The sequence below is a fragment of the Brevibacterium sp. LAARM2_SD2 genome, from assembly GCF_057364785.1.
Map to the genome: position 1 here is coordinate 74,475 of NZ_JBNFOM010000006.1, position 21,503 is coordinate 95,977.

Here is a 21,503-nt window from a genome sequence, read left to right on the forward strand (position 1 = left end):
TCAGTCCCGCGCCGCGCGCGAACGACCGGTGATCAGTCCCCAGATGACGAGGACGATGAGCGATCCGCCGATCGCGCACAGCCACGACGAGAGCGAGAAGAACGCGTCCATCTCGACTCCGAAGATCATCCCGCCGAGCCAGCCGCCCACGAGGGCGCCGAGGACGCCGAGGATGAGGGTGGCGATCCAGCCGCCGCCCTGACGACCCGGCAGGATCGCCTTGGCGATGGCGCCGGCGATGAGGCCGAGGATGAGGTATGCAATGAAACCCATGAGCTTATTTCCTTATGTTGTTGTCCAGCACGGTGCCGACCGTGCCCACGACCTGCGTCTGAGGTCTCGGCGCGATGCGTCGCGCGGGTGCGCGCGACGTGCCGCGGCACCCGGAGCGCAGAGGCGCAGGGACGGTCAGCGTCACCGCAATCAGGCGCTGAACCTGACCGCTTGCTTACACTGTAATCCATGTTCAGACCATTAACCAACAAACTCCATCTTACGCCGTAGAGGCCGGTGGAAACCGGGCGTCCACCAGCTGTTTTATTTCATACTTTTACAACGTAAAAATAGAGGCGTATTCTCGTCGCGACGAGCGCTGCGCCGCGCCCGGCGCGCGCGTTTCGAACAGACGAGGTCGTGGGTAGGCATGAACACACATCCCTATGTCGTGGTGGCCAACAGGCTGCCGTGCGAACGCGCCGCCGATGCCTGGCGGGCATCGCCCGGCGGTGTGGTCACGGCACTGACGCCGGTCACCGAGCACAGCCTCGGCGCATGGGTCGGCTGGGCCGGCGGGGAGACCGCCGAAGAGCCGCGCACACACCACGGGATGCCCCTCATCCCCGTGGCCCTGGGCTCAGCGGAGATCGACGCCTACTATGAGGGGTTCGCGAACGCGACGCTCTGGCCGCTCTACCACGCCAATGTCTCGACCCCGCAGTTCCGCCGCTCGTGGTGGGAGGCCTATGTCGCGGTGAACCGGCGCTTCGCCGAGGTGACCGCTGAGGTTTGCGCGCCCGGTGCCACGGTCTGGATCCACGACTACCACCTCCAGCTCGTCCCCCGGCTGCTGCGGGAGCTGCGCCCCGATGTGCGCATCGGGTTCTTCTCCCACATTCCGTTCCCGTCCGTCGATCTCTTCGCCCAGCTGCCGTGGCGCACGGAGATCCTCGACGGCATCCTCGGCGCCGATGTCATCGGCTTCCAGCGCCGGCGGGACGTGCGGAACTTCGAGGCCGCCTGCGCGGCCCTGCTCGGCTCCGGATCGACCGCCTCGGCGACGGTCATCGACGCCTACCCCGTCTCCGTCGACGTCGGCCACATCCGGGAGATCGCCGGCAGCGCGGAAGCCCAGGCGGAGGCCGCGCGCATCCGCGCCGACCTCGGCGCACCCGAGACCCTCCTGCTCGGCATCGACCGGCTCGATCACACGAAGGGCATCCTCGAACGCCTGCTCGCCCTCGAGGAGCTCTTCGACAACGGCACGCTCGATCCGCGGACGACGCGGATGGTCCAGGTGGCGGTGCCCTCGCGGGAGAGGATCCCGGCGTACCGGCAGCTGCGTGAGGACATCGAGCGCACCGTGGGTCGGATCAACGGGAAGTTCGCGGGGCTCGCCGGGACGACGATCCACTACCTCCACCGCGACTACGCGTTCGAGTCGGTCATCGCGTGGTACCTCGCCGCCGACGTCCTCCTGGCGACGTCGATGCGCGACGGCATGAACCTCGTCGCGAAGGAGTACGTCACCGCGCGGGCCGGTCGGGGCGGGGCGCTCGTGCTCTCGGAGTTCGCCGGCGCCGCCGACGAACTCACCGATGCCCTCATCGTCAACCCCCATGACCGGGAGGCGATGGTCCAGGCGATCGCCGAGGCGGTCGCGATGGATCCCGGTGCGGCACGTGCCCGCATCGACGCGATGGCCGAGGTCGTCGCCGACCATGACGTCTATGCGTGGGCGAACAGGTTCACCGGCGACCTCGCCGAGGTGGCGGCGGAAGACCCGGCGGACGTTGCGGCCCCGGCCCCGAGCGCCGCGTCTCCCGCGGCCGCAGCAGCACCGGCGCAGTGGATGATCTGAGCGTCGGCCCCTGCGCCGGTGCTCCGGGTCGAGACAGTCGGACCCAGAGCGCTGATGGTCACGCCCAGCGGTATTCGTACTCCGGTCGTCCCGGGGTGCCGTGGCGGGGCTGCTTGATCGCCTGCTTCGTCGTCACGAGGTGTTCGAGGTAGCGGCGCACCGTGACCCGGGAGAGGTCGAGGCGCGCGCGACCTCAGTCGCCGAGACGGGTGAGTCGGCCGTGCGCACCGCCGTGGAGACCGCTTCCAGGGTCTCCTCGATGAGGCCCTTCGGCAGCCGGCCGCGGGGAACCGAGCGCAGGGCGCTCAGCGCATTGTCGACGGCCTCCTGCGTCGCGAGCGACCCCTCCCCCGTCAGACCCTGCCGGAAGGCCCGCTGGTTCTCGAGCTTGTCCCGGAACGCCGCGAACGCGAACGGCTTGATGAGGTACTGCGTGATCCCCGTCGAGATCGCCGCGCGGATGACCTGGAGGTGCCGCACCGCGGTGATCGCGATGATGTCGGTGCCGACATTGCGGCTGTTCATCCGCTTCGCGACGTCGAGGCCGTGGGCGTCGACGAGGTTCATGTCGAGGAGGACGATGTCGACGGGCTGACCGGCGGCGACGAACTCGTCGTACCGGGCGAGCGCCTCGACGCCGCCGAGTGCGATCCCGGCCACGGCGAACCCCGGCACCCGGCGCACGAAGTCCGCATGCGCCTCGGCGGTGAGGGGGTCGTCCTCGACGATGAGGACGGTGAGCTCCCGCTCCTCAGACCTCTGAACCATCGCGTCCTCCCCTGTCATCGTCGGCGGCTTCGCCGTCCGCCGTTTCGTCGCCGCCATCCGCCGCGCCACCGTCTTCTTCGCCACCAGCCTGCCCGCCACGAGCCGCTGCATCGTCGGTCGCCGCCGTCAGCGGCAGGGTGACCGTGATGATCGCCCCGGCGTCGGAGTCGACGGCGAGCTCCCCGCCGAGGCGGCCCACCGCCTGGCGGACGAGCGCGAGTCCGAATCCCCGACCGCCCGCCTCCGGCGGGGCTTCCTTGTCTGTGGCCCCGAGCCGGAAGAGCGCGTCGACCTCGGCGGTGGCGATGCCCGGACCGGTGTCGGCGATCGTGATGATGAGTTCCCCGCCGGCCCCGGTGGCGACGAAGTCGGCCCACACGTGCCGCTCGGCCGAGTCGGCGGCGGCGTCGAGGGCGTTGTCGACGAGGTTGCCGGCGATCGTCACGAGGTCGCGGGCATCGAGGCTGCCCGGCGGCAGTTCACCGGCGGCGGTGACGGTGAACTCGATGCCGCGCTCATGGGCCTGCGCGGCCTTGCCGATCATCAGCGCGGTGATGAACGGCTCGTCGAGGGAGTCGACGAACGTGTCCGTCAGCCGCTGGGACTCCTGCTCGTCGCGGACGGCGAACTCGAGCGCCTCGTCGAGGCGGCCGAGCTCGATGAGGGTGGAGACCGTGTGGAGCCGGTTGGCGTGCTCGTGGGTCTGCGCCCGCAGAGCGTCGGAGAGGGTGCGCAGGGTCTCGAGCTCCCCGGCGAGCTCCGAGAAGTCCGTGCGGTCACGCAGGGTGACGACGGTGCCGCCGGTCGCTTCGGGGTCGCGGTCATCGGGTTGGGTCGCGGGCTTCTGGCTGAGGACGAGGACACGGTCAGCGGTGAGGTGGGTCTCGTCGACGGCGACCCGACCGGATTCGACAAGGGCACGGACAGAGGCCGGGAGGGCCACCTCGGCGAGGGGAACCGGTTGCCTCTCATCGGGCGCGGGCAGGTCGAGGAGCGTCGCCGCCTCGTCGTTGTAGAGGACGAGCTGCCCCGAATCGTCGATGAGGATGAGCCCCTCGCGCAGGGAGTGGAGGGCGGAGTCGTAGAACGCGAAGAGGCGCTTGAGCTGTTCGGGACCGTAGCCGAGGGTGACCCGGCGCAGGTAGCGGGCGAGGATCCACGACCCGAGTCCGCCGAGGGCGATCGCGACGGCCGCGACGATGATGATCTGGGGCACGGCGGCGGCTTGGGCGACGGAGATCGCCGTGAGCGTGACGCCGACGGCGACCATCGCGGTGACCTCGCCGGAGTCATCGACGATCGGGACGATCGCCCGGATCGAGGGGCCGAGCGTGCCGACGTACTCCTCGGTCTGACTCTGCCCGCTCAGCGCGGTGTCGATCGTGCCGATATAGTCCTTGCCGAGTTCGCTGGGGTCGGGATGGGTGTAGCGGGTGCGGTCGCGGTCCATGATCGTCACGAAGTCGACGTCGGCGGTGCTCACCACGGTCTCCGCATACGGCTGGAGGGCCGCGGAGGGATCGGGGCCGGCGACCGCCTCGGTGACGTAGGGGTCGTGGGCGAGCGTTTCGGCGATGCTGAGCACCCGGTCACCGGCGGCGTCACGGGCCGCACTGCGCGTCGAGGCGTAGCTCGTGATGCTCAGCACCGCGCAGACGATGACGATGAGGACGAGCTGGGAGACGAAGAGCCGACGGGCCAGCGGCAGATGCCGGGGGCCGCGGCGGCCGGCGCGCGGTCGTGGACTCATCGCGCCCCTCCTCTCTCCATGAACACTATGAACGCAACCGTGACTCAGATAACGAATCTTGCCACTCTTGGTGCACTGACCACCCATCCGGCGCACGGTCGCCGGGGACACGCACCATGACTCGACCAACATCACCGAGTCCACCACTCAATGAGGAGGGAAGGCAATGCCGCCTGAGAACACCACACCGACCGGGGCCCACCAGGGACCCGCAGGGACCGCTCCCGCCGGCGCCACCGCCCACGACGCTACCGGGCAGGCCCCTGCGAAGAAGAAGGACCGCACCCACTGGCTCTACATCATGGTCATCACCGCCGTGTTCGCCGGTGCCGCGATCGGCCTCATCGCCCCTGAGGTGGGCATCGCGCTCAAACCGCTGGGCACCGCGTTCGTCGCGCTCATCAAGATGATCATCGCCCCGATCATCTTCTGCACGATCGTCCTCGGCGTCGGGTCGGTGGCGAAAGCCGCGACGGTCGGCAAGGTCGGCGGTCTCGCGATGATCTACTTCCTCTGCATGGCGACCTTCGCCCTCATCATCGGACTCGTCGTCGGCAACCTCATCCACCCCGGTGACGGCCTGCAGCTCCGGCCCTACGAGGATGCCGCGGGCGGGGAGTCGAATGCCACCGTCGCGTTCCTCCTCAGCCTCATCCCCGGTGACATCCCCGTCCTGCCGACCCTCGTCCTCGCACTCCTCGTCGGGTTCGCGCTCCAGTCGATGGGCAAGGCCGGCGAACCGGTCATCACCGGCATCCGCCACATCCAAGCCGTCGTCTTCAAGATCATGATGATGATCATGTGGGTCGCCCCGATCGGCGCGTTCGGTGCGATCGCCGCGGTCGTCGGCGCCACCGGATGGGCCGCGATCGGGTCGATGGCCGTGCTCATGGGCGCCTTCTACCTCACGTGTGCGCTCTTCATCGTCATCGTCCTCGGCGGGCTGCTCAAGATCGTCACCGGGCTCAACATCTTCAAGCTCATGAAGTACCTGGCCCGGGAGTACCTGCTCATCTTCTCGACCTCGTCGTCGGAGTCCGCGCTGCCGCGTCTGCTCGCGAAGATGGAGCACGCGGGCGTGTCGAAGCCGGTCGTCGGGATCACCGTGCCCACCGGGTACTCGTTCAACCTCGACGGCACCGCGATCTACCTGACGATGGCCGCGCTCTTCGTCTCCACGGCGATGGGCATGCCGATGGACCTCGGCCAGCAGATCTCGCTGCTCGTGTTCATGATCATCGCCTCGAAGGGCGCCGCCGGTGTCACCGGAGCGGGGCTCGCGACGCTGGCCGCCGGCCTCCAGGCGCACCGGCCCGAGCTGCTCGACGGCATGGGCGTCATCGTCGGCATCGACAAGTTCATGTCCGAGGCCCGTGCCCTGACGAACTTCACCGGCAATGCCGTGGCGACCCTGCTCATCGGCAAGTGGACGAAGGAGATCGACCTCACCCAGGCCCGGGCGGCGCTCAACGGCGCGAGCCCGTTCGATGAGCTCAGCCTCGACCCGGAGAACCACGGTCACCCGGTGGCGGATAACGCGGGTGACGCGGGTGCAGGTTCCGGCTCGGGTGCCGGTTCCGTTGCCCGCGCGGGTTCCGCTGCTGATTCCTCGGTGAGCGCAGGTGCGGGTTCCCCTGCGGGTGCTGAGGCGGCCCCCGGCGCCGAGGCGACCGACCGGTCCGCGGCCATGTCGCGGGCGTGACGGACTGCTGTTCGGCGTGAGACCGAACAGCCGATGAACTCTCGGGGCGGGTGCAGCGCGAGCACCCGCCCCGAGTCTCTTCTCCTCCGGATTCGCGGACTCTCCGGGGTGTGGGGAGATGGAGCCGGACGACCATTGGCGATAGAGTTTGAGAAGACCCTGTGAACCTCTCACCTGCAGTGGCGCGGGTGCTGACGTCGGTGGCCGCGATGCCCGCCGGCGCGGGGTGAGGCAGGCGAATCGGCAGACGTGACAGAGGAAGAGGCAGCGCAATGGTCAAGCTCAAGACGGTGGCGTCGGCGCTCGGGTCGCTCGGCGGACTCAACAAGGCTCGCAGCGAGTTCGACGACGCCGCCCGCAAGTACACCGACGACCGCGCCTTCCCGCCTGCCGACATCCGCCCGGTCGCCTCGGAGGCGCAGACGATCGCCGTGCGGATCACGACCGATGATGCGACCACGAGCCAGGGCGACACGTTCGCGATCATCCATGTCGCCGCCGCCGGTGACATAGCGGCGATCCTCGTCCTCAATCCCGCCGTCCAGGTCGAATCGGGGCTGACGCTGGCCGCTCTCGTCGACGAGGGCGGGTGGCCGGTGTTCGTCGCGATCGCCGAGGAGGTCCTCGGCATCCGCATCGACCACATCATCGAGCTCACAGCGACGGCGCTGGCCGGGGTCATCGATGAGCTCGGGTCCGTCGCGGTCTACAGCCGGTCGGCGTTCAGTGCCGGGGACGCGACATTCACCGAGGGCACGAACACCCTCGACGGTGCCTCGGCGATGTCGTTCGCCGCCGCCGAGGCGGTCGACGATGCCGGACAGACGCGCACCCGGAATCAGCGCGCACTTCTGCGGGCACTCGTTCAGGCACTGCGGCAGGGTGGGCTGGTCAAGGATCCGGCGAAGCTGACGACGGTGCTCGGGACGGTGTCTGCCGGGGTGCTCACCGATGCGGGGCTGACGACGGTCGAGCTCGGCAAGGTGGCGAATGCGATCCGGCAGATCCCCCAGGATGATGTCGTCACGGTGACCGTGCCGTCGAAGTCGGAGCGCCTCGACGATGGGACCGTGCAGGTGACCTTCGACGCCGAGGCGGTTCCGGCCCTGCGCCAGGCCCTGGCTGGAACGGATCTCAAGGAGTTCCTCCACTACCTCGCGTCACTGGGGTACTGAGCGGCGCGAACTGCCCCGATCGCGCCTACTGTGAACGCGGTTCTCCCATTCGCACCCGCTCCGGCCGCGGTCAGTCCTTCGTCATGATGAACACGGTGGCCGAGCTCGCCGCGAGGTCGATCCGCAGGTCGTTGTCGGTGCTCTCCCCAGCGTCCGCTGTGCCGTCGCTGGGATCGGTGGTCGGTGTCGGACCACTGTAGGGAACATCGTCGGGCAGCGGGCTGGTCGGGATCACCGAGGTGGCGCTCTTCGCGTCGTTCGATGGCCCGTAGATCTGTGAGGCCTTGTCGACGGAGTATCCGTCGGGGATCTCGAGCGTGACGGGGTTGGCGCTGATGGCGGCAGCGTCGTTGGCGTTGATGATCGTCGTCACGAGGGTCCGACCGTCGTCCTTGCTCACGGTGTAGGCGCTCATGTCGTTGCCTCCGTCGACGGATGTCGTCGTGAACGTGCCTCCGATGCTGGGGACGAGGAGGCGGAGCGCGGCGAACTGGGGTCGGCCCTCGAAAGTGTTCGAGGTCTGACCGAGGTCGGCGGGGTCGCAGACGAGCGACATCGGTGCGCCACCGCTGCAGGCTCCGAGCATCGAGTGCATCGCCATGCGTTCGACGCCGAGTGAGGCGGCGTAGAGGGTGTAGTCAGCGGCCCAGAGGGAGACGGCGTTGGTCAGCGAGGTGTCGTTGGTGCCGGCGCAGCTCGTCGGGCCGGTCTCCTCCATCCAGAGAGGCAGTCCGGCGGCGTCGGCTTTGGCGAGGCCGATCTCGATGTTGTCCTTCGCGGCCTGTTTGGCGAGCGGATCGACGAGGTTCTCGGCGAAGGGTCCCCGCCCGGGGATCTGGGTCGAGTCACATTCGTAGAGCTGGTACCAGTGCTGGGAGAGCGCGGTCTTGTTGCTCACGTCGGAGTTGAGGAAGGCGTCCATCCAGGCGCCGTCGTAGGCGTCGGGGCCGATGATGGGGGCATCGGGCCGCTGGGCGTGGATGGCGTCGGCATAGGCTTCGAGCTGAGTGACGTATTCGGTGCGATTCCAGTCGTCTCCGCGGACCGCGCCGTTTGGGACGTCCTTGACGGTGTATCCGTTCGGTTCGTTGCCGATGGCGAGACCGACCAGGGAATCGCCGAGGATGTCGATCGCATTGACGGCCATGTCGGCTCCGCGTTCCGGGTCGTAGGTGCCGAGCGGAATGCCGATGGTGACCGTCGAGCCGGTGCGGTCGAGGAGCTTCTTGAGACGGCGGAGGTCGTCGGGGGTGACGGCCACCTGTTCGGCTTTGGGCGGCCGCTCCCCTGTCGAGGTCCAGAATGTCCGACGATCGAGCCCGTTGCCGCCGAAACGCAGTGCCGGTGACCCGATCGAGTTGAGCAGATCATCGAGGTTCGAGGCACCGGGGTCGAGCCGCGGATCGGCGAGGTCCGTCGCTTCGAACGAGATGCCGAGGTTGGCGGGGCTGAATGATCGATCTGCCCGGTCGCCGGTCACCCCTATCGTCCCCGCGACGCCAGCGGAGCGAGAGTTGAATTGCTGAACGAACGTCGACGGCGCGGCAGAAGGAGCGGCCGACTGGGTCGGCGACCAGTCCGAAGAGTCACGCGACGAAGGGATGACCGAACACCCCGAGATCGCCAATGTCGCTGCTATCGCGGCAACGATCGACACCGTACCTTTCACAATCGTCACTCCTGCAGTCTGTTCGGCAGCGAACTCCGACAGCCTGCGAGAGCCGTCAGGGCTATGGTAGGCGATTCCCCTGCACGCCCGATCAACTGTCCGTAATCATCACTGACTGCTCTTTGCGGCGAAATCGCGAATGCTGTCGACCAAAGAGACATAATCTTCGTCCCTGAAATGGAACGGCTGAGGACCCCACTTGTGATCTTTGCTGATGCGCAATTCACTGCTTGTTCGAGTGATCGCCTCCGCAATGTGCGACTTCGCGAACTCGCGGTATCGCATGAATTTCTCGTTGGCTTCCCGAGCTCGGTCAGCGAACTCCTCAGCTTCCGTCGGGCGCACTGAGGAGAATCGCTGCCAGGCCTCTGCGACCGAAGCACCTGTTGAGAGCCTTCGGCCAGCTTCACGGGCGCCCGTCGCAGACGTCGGCTGTGACGACTCAGCATGCTTGCGATATCGCCCCGCGGCTGCGGAGCGCCCGAGAGAGCCGCCGCCCACTCGACGTCGACGAGCACGACCTTCTCAGTGAGGCCGGAATCACTGAGTTGTTTAATGAGCAGCTCGAACCCATCACGCCACGCTTCGAAGTGCTCGTCTGACCCGAATTCGACGAGACGAGCGCCCGCCCGACGAGCTGCCCGCCCTGCTCCGGATAGCTCGACCTCGATCGAATTCGTCATCGACGAACCATCCGGGAACTGCCAATAGCCACGACGTTCGTCGATGAGATCGACGAGGATGACATCGAGGTCACCCGATTGCTCGATGATGCGTCGGACCCCGTTGCCCTCAAGATCGCCGGTGACCATACGCTCTTGGAACGAAGACGTCAGCTCGCTGAGGTCAACGTCACCCGTACCGTGAGGGCTCTGCAGGCTTTTCACCGACTGACGAGCCACGTAGACAACCACATTGGCCTCGGGCATGAACTCGCATGTGTCACGACTGACACATGATCCGAATATCGCGATGTTCATGGTCGAGCGTCCTCTTGCGCCTCCGACAGACGTCGCGGCTCCGCAAGGTCGCGCGGCCCGGATTCAGGGGCACTTGGAGCTTCACCAGAAGCCCGCCTTTTGCGCATCCGATCGGCGTACCGCTGATCCGCAATCAAGCGGACCTTCGAGGCGAGTCTCTGACCAGTGAGATCACCGGAAGCCGCCACTGATGAAGCACGGTCGTTGGGGTCTGCTGCACGGAGAATTACTCTCTTGTCACCCGGGTGGAGTCGCAGTGGCGGCGGCCCATCGCTCCAGTGCCCGGAGCCGACCGCCTCGGCTGCAGGTTTAGGCAGCACCGGGAACGTTGCGGTCGATGTAGGTGCCGCGAGCTCCTTGGGCCACGCCTGAGGCTCGGCAGCCGCAAGCTCTGGCATAGGTTCTTCCTCGATTTCGCTCACTTCTTCGCGCCGCTTCACATGGCGAGCGGCAAATTTCTTCTTTTTGCCTGATCGAGCCGCGTGTCGCGGAATCGGATTGCGAACCATCTCCGGCTCGAGGATATTGATCTCCTCCTGGCGCGCACTGCTCATCACATCAGCGAGTAGCTTGTCAGCAGTGTCTTCCTTGCCCTTCGCCACGTTCCATGCCCACCAGCGATAGCGCTCCGCAACGCTCTCTGCGGGTCCGTTCATAAGGACTTCGCCTTTGTGCATCCACACAGCGCGAGTGCACAGTTCCTGAATCACTTTTGCTGCATGGTTGACAAGTAGCACCGTGCCGGCTTCGGCGAGCAATTCGTCCATTGCTCGTTCGCTGCGTTCGGCAAAGGTGGCATCACCGGTCGAAAGAGCTTCGTCAATAAGAAGAATCTTGGGCCGGGCTGCGAGCGCAATCGCAAAGCGCAAACGTGCACCCATGCCAGAGGAATACGTTCCCATCGGTCGGTGGATCGCCTGTCCGAGTGCGGAGAGACCGACGACGTAGTCATGGGCATCTGCGGCTTCCTCGGGAGTCAATCCCATTGCAAGGCAACCGAGCCGAACGTTCTCGCTGCCGGAGAGCGCAGGTTGGAGGGCCGCGCTAACGCCTAGGAGAAGCGGCTGGTAGCGGACGAGAACACGACCGCGGTCCGGCTGTTCGACGCCGGCGATATTACGGAGAAGCGTCGACTTTCCGGACCCGTTGGCACCTACAATGCCAACCATCTCACCTTCTCGGGCGACAAGATTGACGCCGCGCAGAGCACGAACGGTGGTAGATCCGTTGGCCCCGGAGAGAACACGCCTTAGCCGTCCGAGCCCGCGGGACCTCCGCGAGGGGTCGTTTGTCCGCACCGTGTACCGTACCTGGACATTCTCGGCGACGATTGTCGGCGCGTCGATCTCAGAGTCGGCCATAGCTCTCCTCCCCTCGCCAGAAGTAGAGGAATCCGAAGACGAGAAGACCGAAAGACCAGATGATTGCCACTAACCACATCCAAAGGGGCGAGTCCACGCCATAAAGCAATGAGTTTCGAGCGAGCATAAGGAACGAATGCATTGGATTGAACTGCATGGCTGCAAGAAGTTCAGGGTGCTGACCCAAACGGTCCTCGATGGAAAAGAAGACTCCTGATCCGTAGAGCCAGAATCTGCTGAGGATCGACATGAGGTTGCCTAGGTCGGGTATCCGGTGTCCTATCCGTGAGAGAAGACAGGCAAGCCCTACATTGAAAATCGTCTGAAGAGCGATGATCGGCAGAATGAGGACGACCCGCCACGTGATCACCTCTGGCGGAGGGATAACCGCGAGAAGGACGACCATGACGGCGAGGCTGGGAATGAAGTCGAAGAAGTTACGGAGCACCGTCGAGATCGGGAGGGCGGCGCGGGGAAACTGGAAGCCCTTGATCATCGACGCCCCAGCACGGATCGACGAGGTACCACCCGTCATGCATTTTCCCGTGTACTGGAAAAAGAACACGCCGATCACAAGGTAGCCGATGAAGTTCTCGATGCCACGTGAAGAATCGAGGATAAACCCGAATATGAACCAAAAGGCGAGCACAGACAGCAGCGGGTTGAGGAACATCCATCCGTAGCCCAGGAGGTTCTTCCGCGTCGATCCGGACATCTTCGCCCGCGATTCGGCGATGATGAAGTGCCGCCTGTCCCACAGGCTCGACAGGTAGCTGCGCAGGCTGGTCCTCTTGCCGACCGGGACAAGGCCTTCACTCGAGACCGAAGGGATGGACGTCAGCCCCAGCGGATTCCGCGTATCACTCACGTCGACTCCACTCCCACGAGTCGAGAATAGACCTCACCATAGCGCTGACCGATGTCCTTCCATCGCCTCGATGACAACACATACTCCCGACCATTATTTCCGAAGCTCTCCCTTGCCGTGGCGTCGAGAGCGAGCTCGGCCAGCACGGCGGCCAGGCGCTGCGGGTTCTCCGGTTCCGTCCACAGCCCAGCGTCTGCCGGTACCAATTCTCTCAGAGCCGGGAGGTCGGAGATGACGACGGGTCGGGCCAGACCCATTGCTTCGACGGGTTTGATCGGCGTGACGAGTCGGCACACCGGTTCGTTCTTCCGCGGAACGACGATAGCATCGAGGGCCAGCTGATATTCGATCGCAGCGGTCTGTGACACGCGGCCTGTGAACACGGCGTTGTCCCCGAGCACAGCGGCCCGTTCGCGCAGGGCGGGAAGCGCGACACCGTCCCCGGCGATGAGGAGCCGAAGATCGACTCCTTGATCCCGGGCGATGATCACCGCATCGACGAGGTCGTCGAGACCTTCGTAACCGACGATTGAGGCTGCTGTTCCGACCCAGATGCCGTCGGTGGGCAAGCCGAGTTCGGCTCTCACCTTTGCGGGAGACCGTGTGACGTCGGCACCGACCACAGCCTCCGAAACCGAGTTGGGGATCAGGGTGATCGCGTCCGCGGGAACGCCATTGGCGATGAGGTGCTCGCGCATGGTCTCCCCCAATGTGATGACGGCATCGGCGGCGCGGGCGACCTCGATCTCCTTCTCCCGCATCATGGCGAAGCGCTGGCTGGCGCGGCGGGCCGCGCGCGCCGCGCCTCCGCCGCCGGCGGCTGCCCAGGTCTCTTCGAGCACTCCCCTGACTTCGTAGACCCAGGGAATGCCCGTGGCTCGCGCTGCGGCACCGGTAGCCAGCCCGTTGGCGTAATGCGTGGTGGTGTGCAGGACATCGACCCCGCGTTCGGCGACTTGTCCGGCGATCCAACTCGCCTGTTGACTCAGCCGCGCCGTGGGTGTGTCCGTCGGCAGCAGCGGGACGTGGCGGAGATAGTCGACTCCGTCCACAGACTCGACGGGAGTCGGACTGAGCCGGCCGATCGTCATCGGGTACGACGGACGGGTCGCGGCCACGACGGAATGACCGGCATCCCGCAGGGTCCTGAGAATGAGGTGGCTGCGGTAGGCATAGCCCGAGCGTGTGTGCGGCAGGGAGTTCGTCAGCACGTGCAGCGACGTCGGGAGCGCGGAGCCGTGACCGCTCAGATCACGGTCCGGCAGTGCACCGTTGGAGACCTCCGGCCACCAACCGGGCTCCAGGGACTGCTTCTCCGCGACGAGACGCCGGCGCCTGCCACCCTTGGAAACGGCTGAGATCGCATCATCGATGTGCCCATCACTCCAGAGGATGCGTGAGCGCAGTGACGAGCCGTTGGCGATGTGCTCCGCTATCCGCGCGGCCGACTCGAGCTGTCCGAGGTTGAGCGCGATCTCGCCGAGCAGACGCGAGGGCCGAGCCTCTTCGTACTCGCAGACGAGTTCGCGGGCGTGAGACTCCTGTCCGAGCAGCCAGGCCGCGGCCGTGCGCGACGCAGGGCCGGGCAGACGATTGAGCAGCCGACCGACCGTTCGCGATGCCGCGGAGGGCAGACGCCGGGCGAGTTGCATGCCGAAGAAGACCCTGTCCTCACGCACATGAGCCGAGGTCGTGGCGATCGCATTGACGATCTGGCGGCCGAGAAAGAGCGGATTCACCGACACACATCCTCCAACAGAGCCTCGTAGGCACGGCCCATGATCTCGACCGAGGCGTGGTCGATCGCCCACTGACGTGCGCGGTGGCTCGGTTCGACGACGGATGCGGAGAAGAGCCGCATCGCCTCGGCGATCGAAGCCACGTCACCGGGATGCGCGACAGTTCCGGCACCGTTGACCGTGATGATCTCCGCCGCCTCGCCGGCGACAATGCCGAGCACGGGGACGCCGCGCACCATGAGCGAATAGAGCTTCGACGGCACGGTGCGGGTGTGTGCTGGAACGTCGCCGAGGCTGACGAGGCCGGCGTCCGCCCACTCCCAATGCGCGGCCAGTTCGGGGCCCGTCGTCTGCGGGAAGAAGTCCGCCGGGGCACCGATCTCCTCAGTGAGCGCGACGAGGGTGGCCTTGTCCGCGCCGTCGCCAACGATCCGCAAGCGGACGCCGGGCACCAGCGCCGAGGCGCGAATGGCGGATCCCAGATCCTGCGACCGGCCGACGGTGCCGACGTAAAGGAGATTCACACGATCGCGGCCCGGCAGCCGTTCAGAGATGTCGAAGGTGCCGGAATCGATCTCCGCTCGACTCACCCCGCTGCGCACCACCGTCGCGTTGATCCCCCGCTCGCGCAGTCGGCGGGCGAAGCTCTCGGTGGTCACGACGACGGCCGCGGCCCGTCGCTGTGCACGAGTGAGGTATCCGGGCAGCACGTTATCTTCGAGCCTCCCGGTCAGCGTCGTCGGGAGGAACCGTCCCGTCGCATTCGTCACCAGGGACAATTCGTGAATGAGATCCGGCCACGCATCACGCACCTCGGCGATATGGGGCACCCGGAGAAGCCGGGACACGAAGTCCCCGGCCAGCAGCGTCGGCAGCGCCGGTGTCGTCGAGATGATGACGTCTGGGCGATGTGCTCCGGCCATGGTGCGCAGCGAAGCGCTGATCGCCCCAGTCGCGGCAACGGCCTGATCGAGCAGCTGCCGGGCCATCGATGTTCCGCTGTGGAGATAGGGCACGCGGATGATCCGCTCCCCGAATTCACCGGTGTCCCAGCTGCCGCCCAGACGGGCTCGGACACGGGTTCGCCGGTGCCCGACCGACGACCCGAAGAATTCGTCACGCCGGGTGTAGGGATAGTGGGGATGCGGAGCGGCGACGACGATCTCATGGCCTCTGGCGATGAGATGACCGACCATAGTGCTCCACCGACGCTGCGGTGCTCCGACCTCCGGCCAGTAGTAGTGCGAGAGCAGGAGTATCCTCATGCCGGCGCCACCCGCACCGTATCGCGTCGTCGCAGCCACAGCGGAACGAGTGCGTAGAGCGCAAGCAGTCCCACCCAGAACACGTGGGCCGGATAGGTCGACGCCGTGTTCCCGGAGATGAGGGTCGGAACTGCGAGCACACAGGCCAGCACGGTGAGCGCGGCGTGGAAGAGCGACACCGCCCCGTGGGACCATCCCGCCTGCTGAATCCGCTGATAGATGTGCTTGCGGTGGGCCAGAAGGATGTTCTCTCCCTGGAACAGCCGCCACACGATCGTGGAGCCGACGTCGAAGAGCACGAAGACGAGCGGGGCGATGACGACGACGATCGGCACGCCCGAGACGAAGAGCCAGACGGCGAGAGCGAAGACTGCGGCTCCGATCCCGTAGCTTCCGGTGTCGCCGAGGAATGCTCGCGCCTTCCCGACGTTGAAGGGCAGGAAGCCGCATGCGGACCCGGTCATCGCCAGGGCGAGGATCATGACGTCGTCCTGCCCGGTCCAGGACGCGACGAAGGCGTACCAGGCCCCGGTGACGATCGCCCAACCGGTGACGTAGCCGTTGAGCCCGTCGACGAAATTCACGGCATTGACCAGGGTCACGCCGATGACGGCGAAGACGATCACCTGGGAGATCCCGTGTTCCGAGACCAGAGCGATGCAGCCGCTGAAGATCAGGGCCAGTGCAACCTGCCCGATCAGGCGGGCGACGGGTTGGAGCGAATCGAGGTCATCGCTCATGCCGATGACCGAATAGCACCACGTGAGGACGAGGAAGCCGACGGACATGAGAATGCCTCCGAGGCCGAACGCGCCGTTCTCGAGAATGTTCCAGACGGTGGCGACGATCGTCGCAATGGTGACCCCGCAGCCGATCGCGATTCCACCACCGCGCACCGTCACCTCGGTGTGTGAGGAACGATGGGATGGCACATCGACGACTCCCGCGCGGCGGAGCAGAGGGAAGACCGCCAAGGCAGTGCCGATCGTCGTTGTTGCCGCGACGATGAGGACAACAACAGGCAGCACAGTCATCTGCTCGCGTCCCCCGCACCTGTGCCGTTGTCGGGTGAGGGGTTCGCCGCGGTGCCGGTCAGCGACTTCGCGGGCGCGGCCGAATCCAAGCTGCCGGCTGCGAGCGTGCGGTCGCCGCCCGGGTCAGAGCTGTCGAGGATGGCCTCGAGGTCGGAAGCGAGATCGTCGCGCCTGCGGTAGGCACTGGCGTCTCGTGCGTGGGTCACCAGGTCGCGCAAGGCGGAGATCTCGACGGGGACGATCCGCACCTGCGTGATCAGCGGGTGAACCGGGCGGTTGTCTTCCTCACCGGGCGAGAGCAGGGACTCGGTGAGCTTCTCCCCCGGACGGAGACCTGTGTAGACGATCTGAGCGTCCGAGCGTCCGCTCAGTGCGATCACGCGACGAGCGAGATCGTCGATCTTGATGGGCACACCCATGTCGAGGACGAGTGTCTCGCCCGGTTGGCCGATCGCTGCGGCCTGGAGCACCAGTTCGCACGCTTCGTCTGCCGTCATGAAGTAGCGCGTCACGTCCGGATCGGTCACGGTCACCGGATCGCCGGCAGCGACCTGGGCGACGAAGGTCTCAAGGACCGATCCGCGCGAGCCGAGGACGTTGCCGAATCGCACCGACATGTAGCGGCGCCCCGATTCGGCCGCCACCGAGGCGATGGCGCGTTCGATCGAGAATTTCGTCCGCCCGAGGACCGACATCGCATTCGCGGCCTTGTCGGTGGAGATGTGAACGAAGGATTCGACGTCATTGGCGAGAGAGGCGTTGAGCAGATCCAGGCTCGCGCCGACATTGGTGCGAATGGCTTCCTCGGGGAATCGCTCGAGGAACGTCAGATGTTTGAGGGCCGCGGCATGGAAGATGATGTCCGGCTTGACGTCGGCGATGAGGGCGTCGATGAATGCCGTATCCCGCAGATCACCGAGCACCAAATCGTCGTTGGTCAGCAGGGCAGAACCTTCGAGCCCGAGCTGGGTCGCGTGGAGACCGGATTCGTCACGGTCGGTCATCACCAGTCGTGCCGGAGAGAACCGTGCCACCTGTCGGCACAACTGCGACCCGATCGAGCCGCCGGCCCCGGTGACGAGAATTGTCCGGCCAGAGATTGTGGACGCAATCTCGTCTAGCCTCGTAGAAATCGGCTTCCGCCCGATCAGGTCCTCCAAGTTGACATCCCGAAAGTTCCGATGTCGAAGGTTGGCCAACGCTACAGTGTCAAGCTCACCCCGACTGATTGAGTCGGAACTGGAAAAGTCGGCCTGGGCGATGCTCGGCAGCACCTTGAGTTCAACCGGCCGTCGTTGAGTGCGCCTGCAATCTTGTGCAAGGCTTCCGGTGCGAGAGCTGGTATCGCAATCACAACGACGGACGCGCCTGTCCGTTCAACCTGCTCAGCGACTGAAGAAATCGGACCAAGAACCCGTATGCCGTTGTAACGCAAGTGACGTTTACTTGGATCATCGTCAAGGAGGCCAACTGCAGTGAATTCGGCCCTTGAGTCCTCGCCCATCATGTCCAGGGCGAGCATGCCATGTTTGCCTGCCCCGATAACAAGTGTGGACCGAGATGATCGCGACGCCGTCCGAGAGCGCTGACGAAGGTTTCGCTTCGCCCAGTTCTCAAGGCTCTTGACTACGATCATGGCTGTGCCGGCCGCGATCGGAACACTGGTCGGAATAAGGAGACGCTCACTGAAAGTGAATTCAGCGACCCACATTAAGCCCACACCCAAGGCGACGGTTCCCGCAACTGCGGCGAACTGGTCGGGTGACCCACTGTGATAGCGGCCGCGATAGATAGCGAGCGGTCCGCAAACAAGGAAAACTGCAAGCGCTAACGCTGCACAAGTGAGCATGCCAGCGACATTGATGCTTTCAATGCGGAAGTCGTAACGGAGCAGAGTCATCAAGCAGACCAGCAATGCGTAGACTATTCCGTCTTTCGCGGACAGAATCAGCGCGATTGCGCTTCTGGCCGGCCTAGTGCGCGAGAGGGCACGCTCACCAACTGGTCCCACTGTCCTCACTTCACTCGAGTACTACGCACAACTTCGGCTCAGCTCACCGGAGAGACCCAGCAGTATAGCGCTGAGCGGTGACACCTCCGCAATTGTACTATTGCGGACCGTTGACTGAGGAACAGTCAGAGCGATAGCCCGAAGCCACACCTGAACCGTCGAGCTCCTGGCGTGAAAGCGATGGCCTATTGCCGCGTTGGCAGCTCACACCATGACCTTGCCGTCGCGCAGGCTACGATGGAGAAGAATCGCGGAAACCAACGAAATCATCGTTGCCGCAAACACCCGAACTCCACAGACTTCATCACCGAGGAGATACCAGATGACACGGCAGATCGTCACCATCGTCGGCCAAGGATACGTCGGCTTACCGTTAGCCCAGGCTGCAGTCCGCAACGGCTGGACTGTTCACGGTCTCGATGTGACGGAGTCGCTTGTTGCGGCGCTCAATGAAGGTCAATCTCATGTGGACGATCTCTCGGATGCGGAGATTCAGGAGATGCTGGATCTTGGCTACCGGGCAACGACAGACCCCTCGGTAGTGTCTGAGTCAGATGTAGTCGTGATTTGCGTTCCGACTCCGCTCGGGGACGGAGGCAGTCCAGATCTCGGAGCAGTCAAAGGAGCCAGCCGCACAATCGGAGACAATCTCGCCAGCGGGACGACGGTTATCCTCGAGTCGACAACGTACCCTGGAACGACTCACAACGTCGTCAAGCCAATTCTCGAGCTCGGTCAGGATTGGTTGCCGGCCAAGACTTCCAGCTCGCATATTCTCCCGAACGCGTCGATCCCGGCTCCAAGAAGTACGGGATCAAGAATACCCCGAAGCTCATGGGCGGCATTGATGACGCATCGACGCAGGCAGCGGTCGCTTTTTATCGCACTTTCGTTGATGATCCCGTCCCGATGTCCGGTATGCGCGAGGCAGAGACGGCGAAGTTGCTCGAGAACACCTTTCGCCACGTAAATATCGCTCTCGTCAATGAGATGACGAAGTTCTGCAATGAACTGGAGATCGATATTTGGGAGGTTATCCGCGGAGCCGCAACGAAGCCCTTTGGATTCATGAAGTTCACCCCGGGCCCGGTGTAGGTGGACACTGCATTCCGATCGACCCCAACTATCTTTCTTACGAGGTCCGCAATCAGCTGGGCTATCCGTTCCGATTCGTCGAGCTAGCCCAAGAAATCAACAACTCTATGCCTCGATATGTTGTGGACCGAGTCGCTGAACTCCTCAACGAGCATCGCAAACCGCTCAATGGTTCCGATGTTTTGTTGCTCGGAGTCACATACAAGGCCGATATCGCCGATCAAAGGGAATCACCTGCCAAGCCTGTCGCCGATCTCCTCCTTGAACGCGGAGCAAACATCCAATTCCACGATCCCATGGTTGACACGTGGCGACTCGAGAGTGGCGACGTAGCCCGTGAGGACGATCTCGATCGGGCGGTCGTCGACGCCGATATCGTCGTCGTCCTTCAGGCCCACGACACATACAATCTCGCCAGTCTCGCTGATGAGGCAAAGATCATGCTTGATACTCGCGGCGCAGCACCGAAGCCTGCAGTACGACTATGAACCGTGGGGTGGCGCGCAAAATCCTAAAAGTGGTTGGTGTCGGTATCGGCAGCATCGGTCTGGTCGCCGTGGCGTTGCCATTTGATGGCGCTGTTCGCACTGCGCTCAGCGTAGCTCTTCTCGGGCTAGGGTGGGCTGCTCTCGTGGTGCTCACGGTCCACGGTGACAAGTCGGACCGAAACACTGTGAATCAAGTCCGTTCCGAACTACGCGCTCACGATGCCCGCGAACTCGACCGTACGAATCGGGTCCTTGAGTCGATCGAGGCTGAGCGAGCTAAGGAGTCTCGCCACGAATATGCCATTGAACAATCCCTATCGAGGCTTGAGGACCGCATCGGTCAACTCGCTGCCCGTGCAGCAGTCGGCTCGGACGCCGTGAGCAGGGGTGATACCGATGTGCTCTTTGTGACGAGCAACGGGGCTGGCCTTGGGCACGTAACTCGACTACGAGCGATCGCTCAACACCTCAAAGAACATACCCGCGTCGAATTTCTCACCTTGTCCAGGGCCTATCGCTCACTCGCGGACACCGGGGACGCCGTGCACTACTTTCCGTCGGCGGACGCCTCCGACGTTCCGTCCCGACGGTGGAACGAGGCATTCACTCGCTACTTCGCTTCGCTCGTCTCCGAACTCCGGCCTCGACTCGTCGTCTTCGACGGGACTTGGGTCTACCAAGGACTCACACATGTCTGCCGCGACCAGGGAGTGACCCTCGTCTGGGTGCAGAGAGGGAACTGGAGACCCGAGATCGACGCTCGATCGGTCCAACGACACGATGCAGCATCTGTCGCGGACGAAGTAATTCTGCCGGGCGACTTCGCAGTGCCGGAGTCCGTCGACGTCGGCGGATCGATCACTCCCGTCGTCACTGGTCCGATCACACTTACTTCCCGCTCCGACCTCATTGGGCGTGAGGCCGCGCTCGAGGAGCTCAGTCTCGACCCGGCCGGCCGCTACGTCCTCATCAACCTGGGCGGCGGAACTCTGGGCGAACACAGCGAGGTCCGACAGGCGGCAATCCGAGCAGTCGCAAGCCTCGGTGCACCATGGCAAGCAGTGATCGTACGATCCCCGCTCTCAGAGTTCAACGACATGTCCACCGAAGGTGCCGAGGTGATCTCCGCGTATCCTGTCGCCAGGTACCTCAATGCCTTCGAGTTCACTGTGTCCGCCGCAGGATACAACTCCGTCCAGGAATCGATTTCGCTCGGTACACCGGGCATCCTCGTTCCCAATCGGGCATCGGTCACTGACGATCAGGAAGCGCGCGCGCAGGGAGCTGCCGAAGCGGGATTCGCTACCGTAGCGATGACGCCGATGGAGGTGACCGCGGCAGTACACGAGATGGCAGACGATAGTCGACGGTGCACCATCGTCGACCGGCTGGCAGCGGTCGATGAAGCCGACGGCGCGAGTGAAGCTGCGCAGGCTGTGGACTCATTCATCGAGAGGTCGAAATGGACTGACTCCGTCGACCGCATAGGACCAACCGGCGTCTGAACCAGCCTCAAATGTC

The 21,503-nt window shown here is 64.7% G+C and carries 19 protein-coding genes and 1 pseudogene; 7 read left to right on the forward strand and 13 right to left on the reverse strand.

The window, feature by feature from the left end:
• Positions 1 to 273 (reverse strand): GlsB/YeaQ/YmgE family stress response membrane protein, encoded by a 273-nt coding sequence (locus AC2W7K_RS05630; RefSeq protein ID WP_137824771.1) that lies wholly within the window; start codon positions 271 to 273, stop codon positions 1 to 3.
• Between the two features lie 370 nt (positions 274 to 643).
• Here AC2W7K_RS05630 and AC2W7K_RS05635 point away from each other — a divergent pair, with 370 nt between their 5' ends.
• Complete coding sequence (locus AC2W7K_RS05635) at positions 644 to 2,077, forward strand: alpha,alpha-trehalose-phosphate synthase (UDP-forming) (protein ID WP_486005828.1); 1,434 nt, start codon at positions 644 to 646, stop codon at positions 2,075 to 2,077.
• A gap of 132 nt (positions 2,078 to 2,209) precedes the next feature.
• Here the strand turns inward: AC2W7K_RS05635 and AC2W7K_RS05640 are convergent, their stop codons facing one another.
• Both AC2W7K_RS05640 and AC2W7K_RS05645 read right to left on the reverse strand, forming a co-directional pair.
• Positions 2,210 to 2,845 (reverse strand): response regulator, encoded by a 636-nt coding sequence (locus AC2W7K_RS05640; RefSeq protein WP_486005829.1) that lies wholly within the window; start codon positions 2,843 to 2,845, stop codon positions 2,210 to 2,212.
• On the reverse strand, positions 2,829 to 4,595 hold the full coding sequence (locus AC2W7K_RS05645) for a sensor histidine kinase (RefSeq protein WP_486005830.1): 1,767 nt from the start codon (positions 4,593 to 4,595) through the stop codon (positions 2,829 to 2,831). Before AC2W7K_RS05645 ends, AC2W7K_RS05640 begins: the two co-directional genes overlap by 17 nt.
• 166 nt (positions 4,596 to 4,761) lie before the next feature.
• Between AC2W7K_RS05645 and AC2W7K_RS05650 the strand changes: the two genes are divergently transcribed.
• Complete coding sequence (locus tag AC2W7K_RS05650; RefSeq protein ID WP_486005831.1) at positions 4,762 to 6,297, forward strand: cation:dicarboxylate symporter family transporter; 1,536 nt, start codon at positions 4,762 to 4,764, stop codon at positions 6,295 to 6,297.
• 272 nt (positions 6,298 to 6,569) lie between these two features.
• Entirely contained in the window at positions 6,570 to 7,472 is a 903-nt protein-coding gene (locus tag AC2W7K_RS05655; RefSeq protein WP_486005832.1) for an LCP family protein, read from the forward strand.
• A 70-nt stretch (positions 7,473 to 7,542) separates the two neighbouring features.
• On the opposite strand, the gene AC2W7K_RS05660 is transcribed toward AC2W7K_RS05655, so the two are convergent.
• The 10 genes from AC2W7K_RS05660 to AC2W7K_RS05705 form a co-directional block, all read right to left on the reverse strand.
• Entirely contained in the window at positions 7,543 to 8,952 is a 1,410-nt protein-coding gene (locus AC2W7K_RS05660) for a hypothetical protein (protein ID WP_486005833.1), read from the reverse strand.
• A 194-nt stretch (positions 8,953 to 9,146) separates the two neighbouring features.
• On the reverse strand, positions 9,147 to 10,121 hold the full coding sequence (locus AC2W7K_RS05665; protein WP_486005834.1) for a DUF6270 domain-containing protein: 975 nt from the start codon (positions 10,119 to 10,121) through the stop codon (positions 9,147 to 9,149).
• Positions 10,118 to 11,482: an ABC transporter ATP-binding protein gene (locus tag AC2W7K_RS05670; protein WP_486005835.1), complete on the reverse strand. Its 1,365-nt coding sequence runs from the start codon at positions 11,480 to 11,482 to the stop codon at positions 10,118 to 10,120. The genes AC2W7K_RS05665 and AC2W7K_RS05670 overlap by 4 nt, the downstream gene beginning before the upstream one ends.
• Positions 11,469 to 12,350: an ABC transporter permease gene (locus AC2W7K_RS05675; RefSeq protein ID WP_486005836.1), complete on the reverse strand. Its 882-nt coding sequence runs from the start codon at positions 12,348 to 12,350 to the stop codon at positions 11,469 to 11,471. Before AC2W7K_RS05675 ends, AC2W7K_RS05670 begins: the two co-directional genes overlap by 14 nt.
• The gene (locus AC2W7K_RS05680) at positions 12,347 to 14,089 is read right to left on the reverse strand and encodes a glycosyltransferase family 4 protein (protein ID WP_486005837.1); all 1,743 of its coding nucleotides are present in this window, start codon (positions 14,087 to 14,089) and stop codon (positions 12,347 to 12,349) included. Before AC2W7K_RS05680 ends, AC2W7K_RS05675 begins: the two co-directional genes overlap by 4 nt.
• Positions 14,086 to 15,354 carry a glycosyltransferase family 4 protein gene (locus tag AC2W7K_RS05685; RefSeq protein WP_486005838.1) on the reverse strand — a complete coding sequence of 423 codons (1,269 nt, stop codon included), beginning with the start codon at positions 15,352 to 15,354 and terminating at the stop codon, positions 14,086 to 14,088. Before AC2W7K_RS05685 ends, AC2W7K_RS05680 begins: the two co-directional genes overlap by 4 nt.
• On the reverse strand, positions 15,351 to 16,388 hold the full coding sequence (locus AC2W7K_RS05690; RefSeq protein ID WP_486005839.1) for an MraY family glycosyltransferase: 1,038 nt from the start codon (positions 16,386 to 16,388) through the stop codon (positions 15,351 to 15,353). Before AC2W7K_RS05690 ends, AC2W7K_RS05685 begins: the two co-directional genes overlap by 4 nt.
• Positions 16,385 to 17,587, reverse strand: a complete 1,203-nt coding sequence (locus AC2W7K_RS05695) for a polysaccharide biosynthesis protein (protein WP_486005840.1) — start codon at positions 17,585 to 17,587, stop codon at positions 16,385 to 16,387. Before AC2W7K_RS05695 ends, AC2W7K_RS05690 begins: the two co-directional genes overlap by 4 nt.
• Before the next feature lie 2 nt (positions 17,588 to 17,589).
• Positions 17,590 to 18,288, reverse strand: coding sequence for a nucleoside-diphosphate sugar epimerase/dehydratase (locus AC2W7K_RS05700; protein ID WP_486005841.1), 699 nt, complete (start codon positions 18,286 to 18,288; stop codon positions 17,590 to 17,592).
• A gap of 315 nt (positions 18,289 to 18,603) precedes the next feature.
• Entirely contained in the window at positions 18,604 to 18,744 is a 141-nt protein-coding gene (locus AC2W7K_RS05705) for a hypothetical protein (RefSeq protein ID WP_486005872.1), read from the reverse strand.
• Here AC2W7K_RS05705 and AC2W7K_RS05710 point away from each other — a divergent pair.
• From AC2W7K_RS05710 to AC2W7K_RS05725, 4 genes and pseudogenes are all read left to right on the forward strand, one after another.
• The gene (locus AC2W7K_RS05710; RefSeq protein ID WP_486005842.1) at positions 18,722 to 19,369 is read left to right on the forward strand and encodes an NAD(P)-binding domain-containing protein; all 648 of its coding nucleotides are present in this window, start codon (positions 18,722 to 18,724) and stop codon (positions 19,367 to 19,369) included. The genes AC2W7K_RS05705 and AC2W7K_RS05710 overlap by 23 nt on opposite strands.
• Positions 19,318 to 19,538: pseudogene (locus AC2W7K_RS05715) on the forward strand (nucleotide sugar dehydrogenase); the annotation flags it as partial. The gene AC2W7K_RS05710 and the pseudogene AC2W7K_RS05715, both read left to right, overlap by 52 nt.
• 63 nt (positions 19,539 to 19,601) lie before the next feature.
• Positions 19,602 to 19,982, forward strand: a complete 381-nt coding sequence (locus AC2W7K_RS05720) for a UDP binding domain-containing protein (protein WP_486005871.1) — start codon at positions 19,602 to 19,604, stop codon at positions 19,980 to 19,982.
• Positions 19,979 to 21,487 carry a glycosyltransferase gene (locus tag AC2W7K_RS05725; protein ID WP_486005843.1) on the forward strand — a complete coding sequence of 503 codons (1,509 nt, stop codon included), beginning with the start codon at positions 19,979 to 19,981 and terminating at the stop codon, positions 21,485 to 21,487. Before AC2W7K_RS05720 ends, AC2W7K_RS05725 begins: the two co-directional genes overlap by 4 nt.
• Positions 21,488 to 21,503 lie beyond the last annotated feature (16 nt).

What these genes read in the sequence shown, in the direction of transcription:
- AC2W7K_RS05630 (WP_137824771.1), bottom strand. Translation starts at nt 273, where the DNA reads ATGGGTTTCATTGCATACCTCATCCTCGGCCTCATCGCCGGCGCCATC.
- AC2W7K_RS05635 (WP_486005828.1), top strand. Translation starts at nt 644, where the DNA reads ATGAACACACATCCCTATGTCGTGGTGGCCAACAGGCTGCCGTGCGAA.
- AC2W7K_RS05640 (WP_486005829.1), bottom strand. Translation starts at nt 2,845, where the DNA reads ATGGTTCAGAGGTCTGAGGAGCGGGAGCTCACCGTCCTCATCGTCGAG.
- AC2W7K_RS05645 (WP_486005830.1), bottom strand. Translation starts at nt 4,595, where the DNA reads ATGAGTCCACGACCGCGCGCCGGCCGCCGCGGCCCCCGGCATCTGCCG.
- AC2W7K_RS05650 (WP_486005831.1), top strand. Translation starts at nt 4,762, where the DNA reads ATGCCGCCTGAGAACACCACACCGACCGGGGCCCACCAGGGACCCGCA.
- AC2W7K_RS05655 (WP_486005832.1), top strand. Translation starts at nt 6,570, where the DNA reads ATGGTCAAGCTCAAGACGGTGGCGTCGGCGCTCGGGTCGCTCGGCGGA.
- AC2W7K_RS05665 (WP_486005834.1), bottom strand. Translation starts at nt 10,121, where the DNA reads ATGAACATCGCGATATTCGGATCATGTGTCAGTCGTGACACATGCGAG.
- AC2W7K_RS05670 (WP_486005835.1), bottom strand. Translation starts at nt 11,482, where the DNA reads ATGGCCGACTCTGAGATCGACGCGCCGACAATCGTCGCCGAGAATGTC.
- AC2W7K_RS05685 (WP_486005838.1), bottom strand. Translation starts at nt 15,354, where the DNA reads ATGAGGATACTCCTGCTCTCGCACTACTACTGGCCGGAGGTCGGAGCA.
- AC2W7K_RS05690 (WP_486005839.1), bottom strand. Translation starts at nt 16,388, where the DNA reads ATGACTGTGCTGCCTGTTGTTGTCCTCATCGTCGCGGCAACAACGACG.
- AC2W7K_RS05700 (WP_486005841.1), bottom strand. Translation starts at nt 18,288, where the DNA reads ATGACTCTGCTCCGTTACGACTTCCGCATTGAAAGCATCAATGTCGCT.
- AC2W7K_RS05710 (WP_486005842.1), top strand. Translation starts at nt 18,722, where the DNA reads ATGACACGGCAGATCGTCACCATCGTCGGCCAAGGATACGTCGGCTTA.
- AC2W7K_RS05705 (WP_486005872.1), bottom strand. Translation starts at nt 18,744, where the DNA reads ATGGTGACGATCTGCCGTGTCATCTGGTATCTCCTCGGTGATGAAGTC.
- AC2W7K_RS05720 (WP_486005871.1), top strand. Translation starts at nt 19,602, where the DNA reads ATGCCTCGATATGTTGTGGACCGAGTCGCTGAACTCCTCAACGAGCAT.
- AC2W7K_RS05725 (WP_486005843.1), top strand. Translation starts at nt 19,979, where the DNA reads ATGAACCGTGGGGTGGCGCGCAAAATCCTAAAAGTGGTTGGTGTCGGT.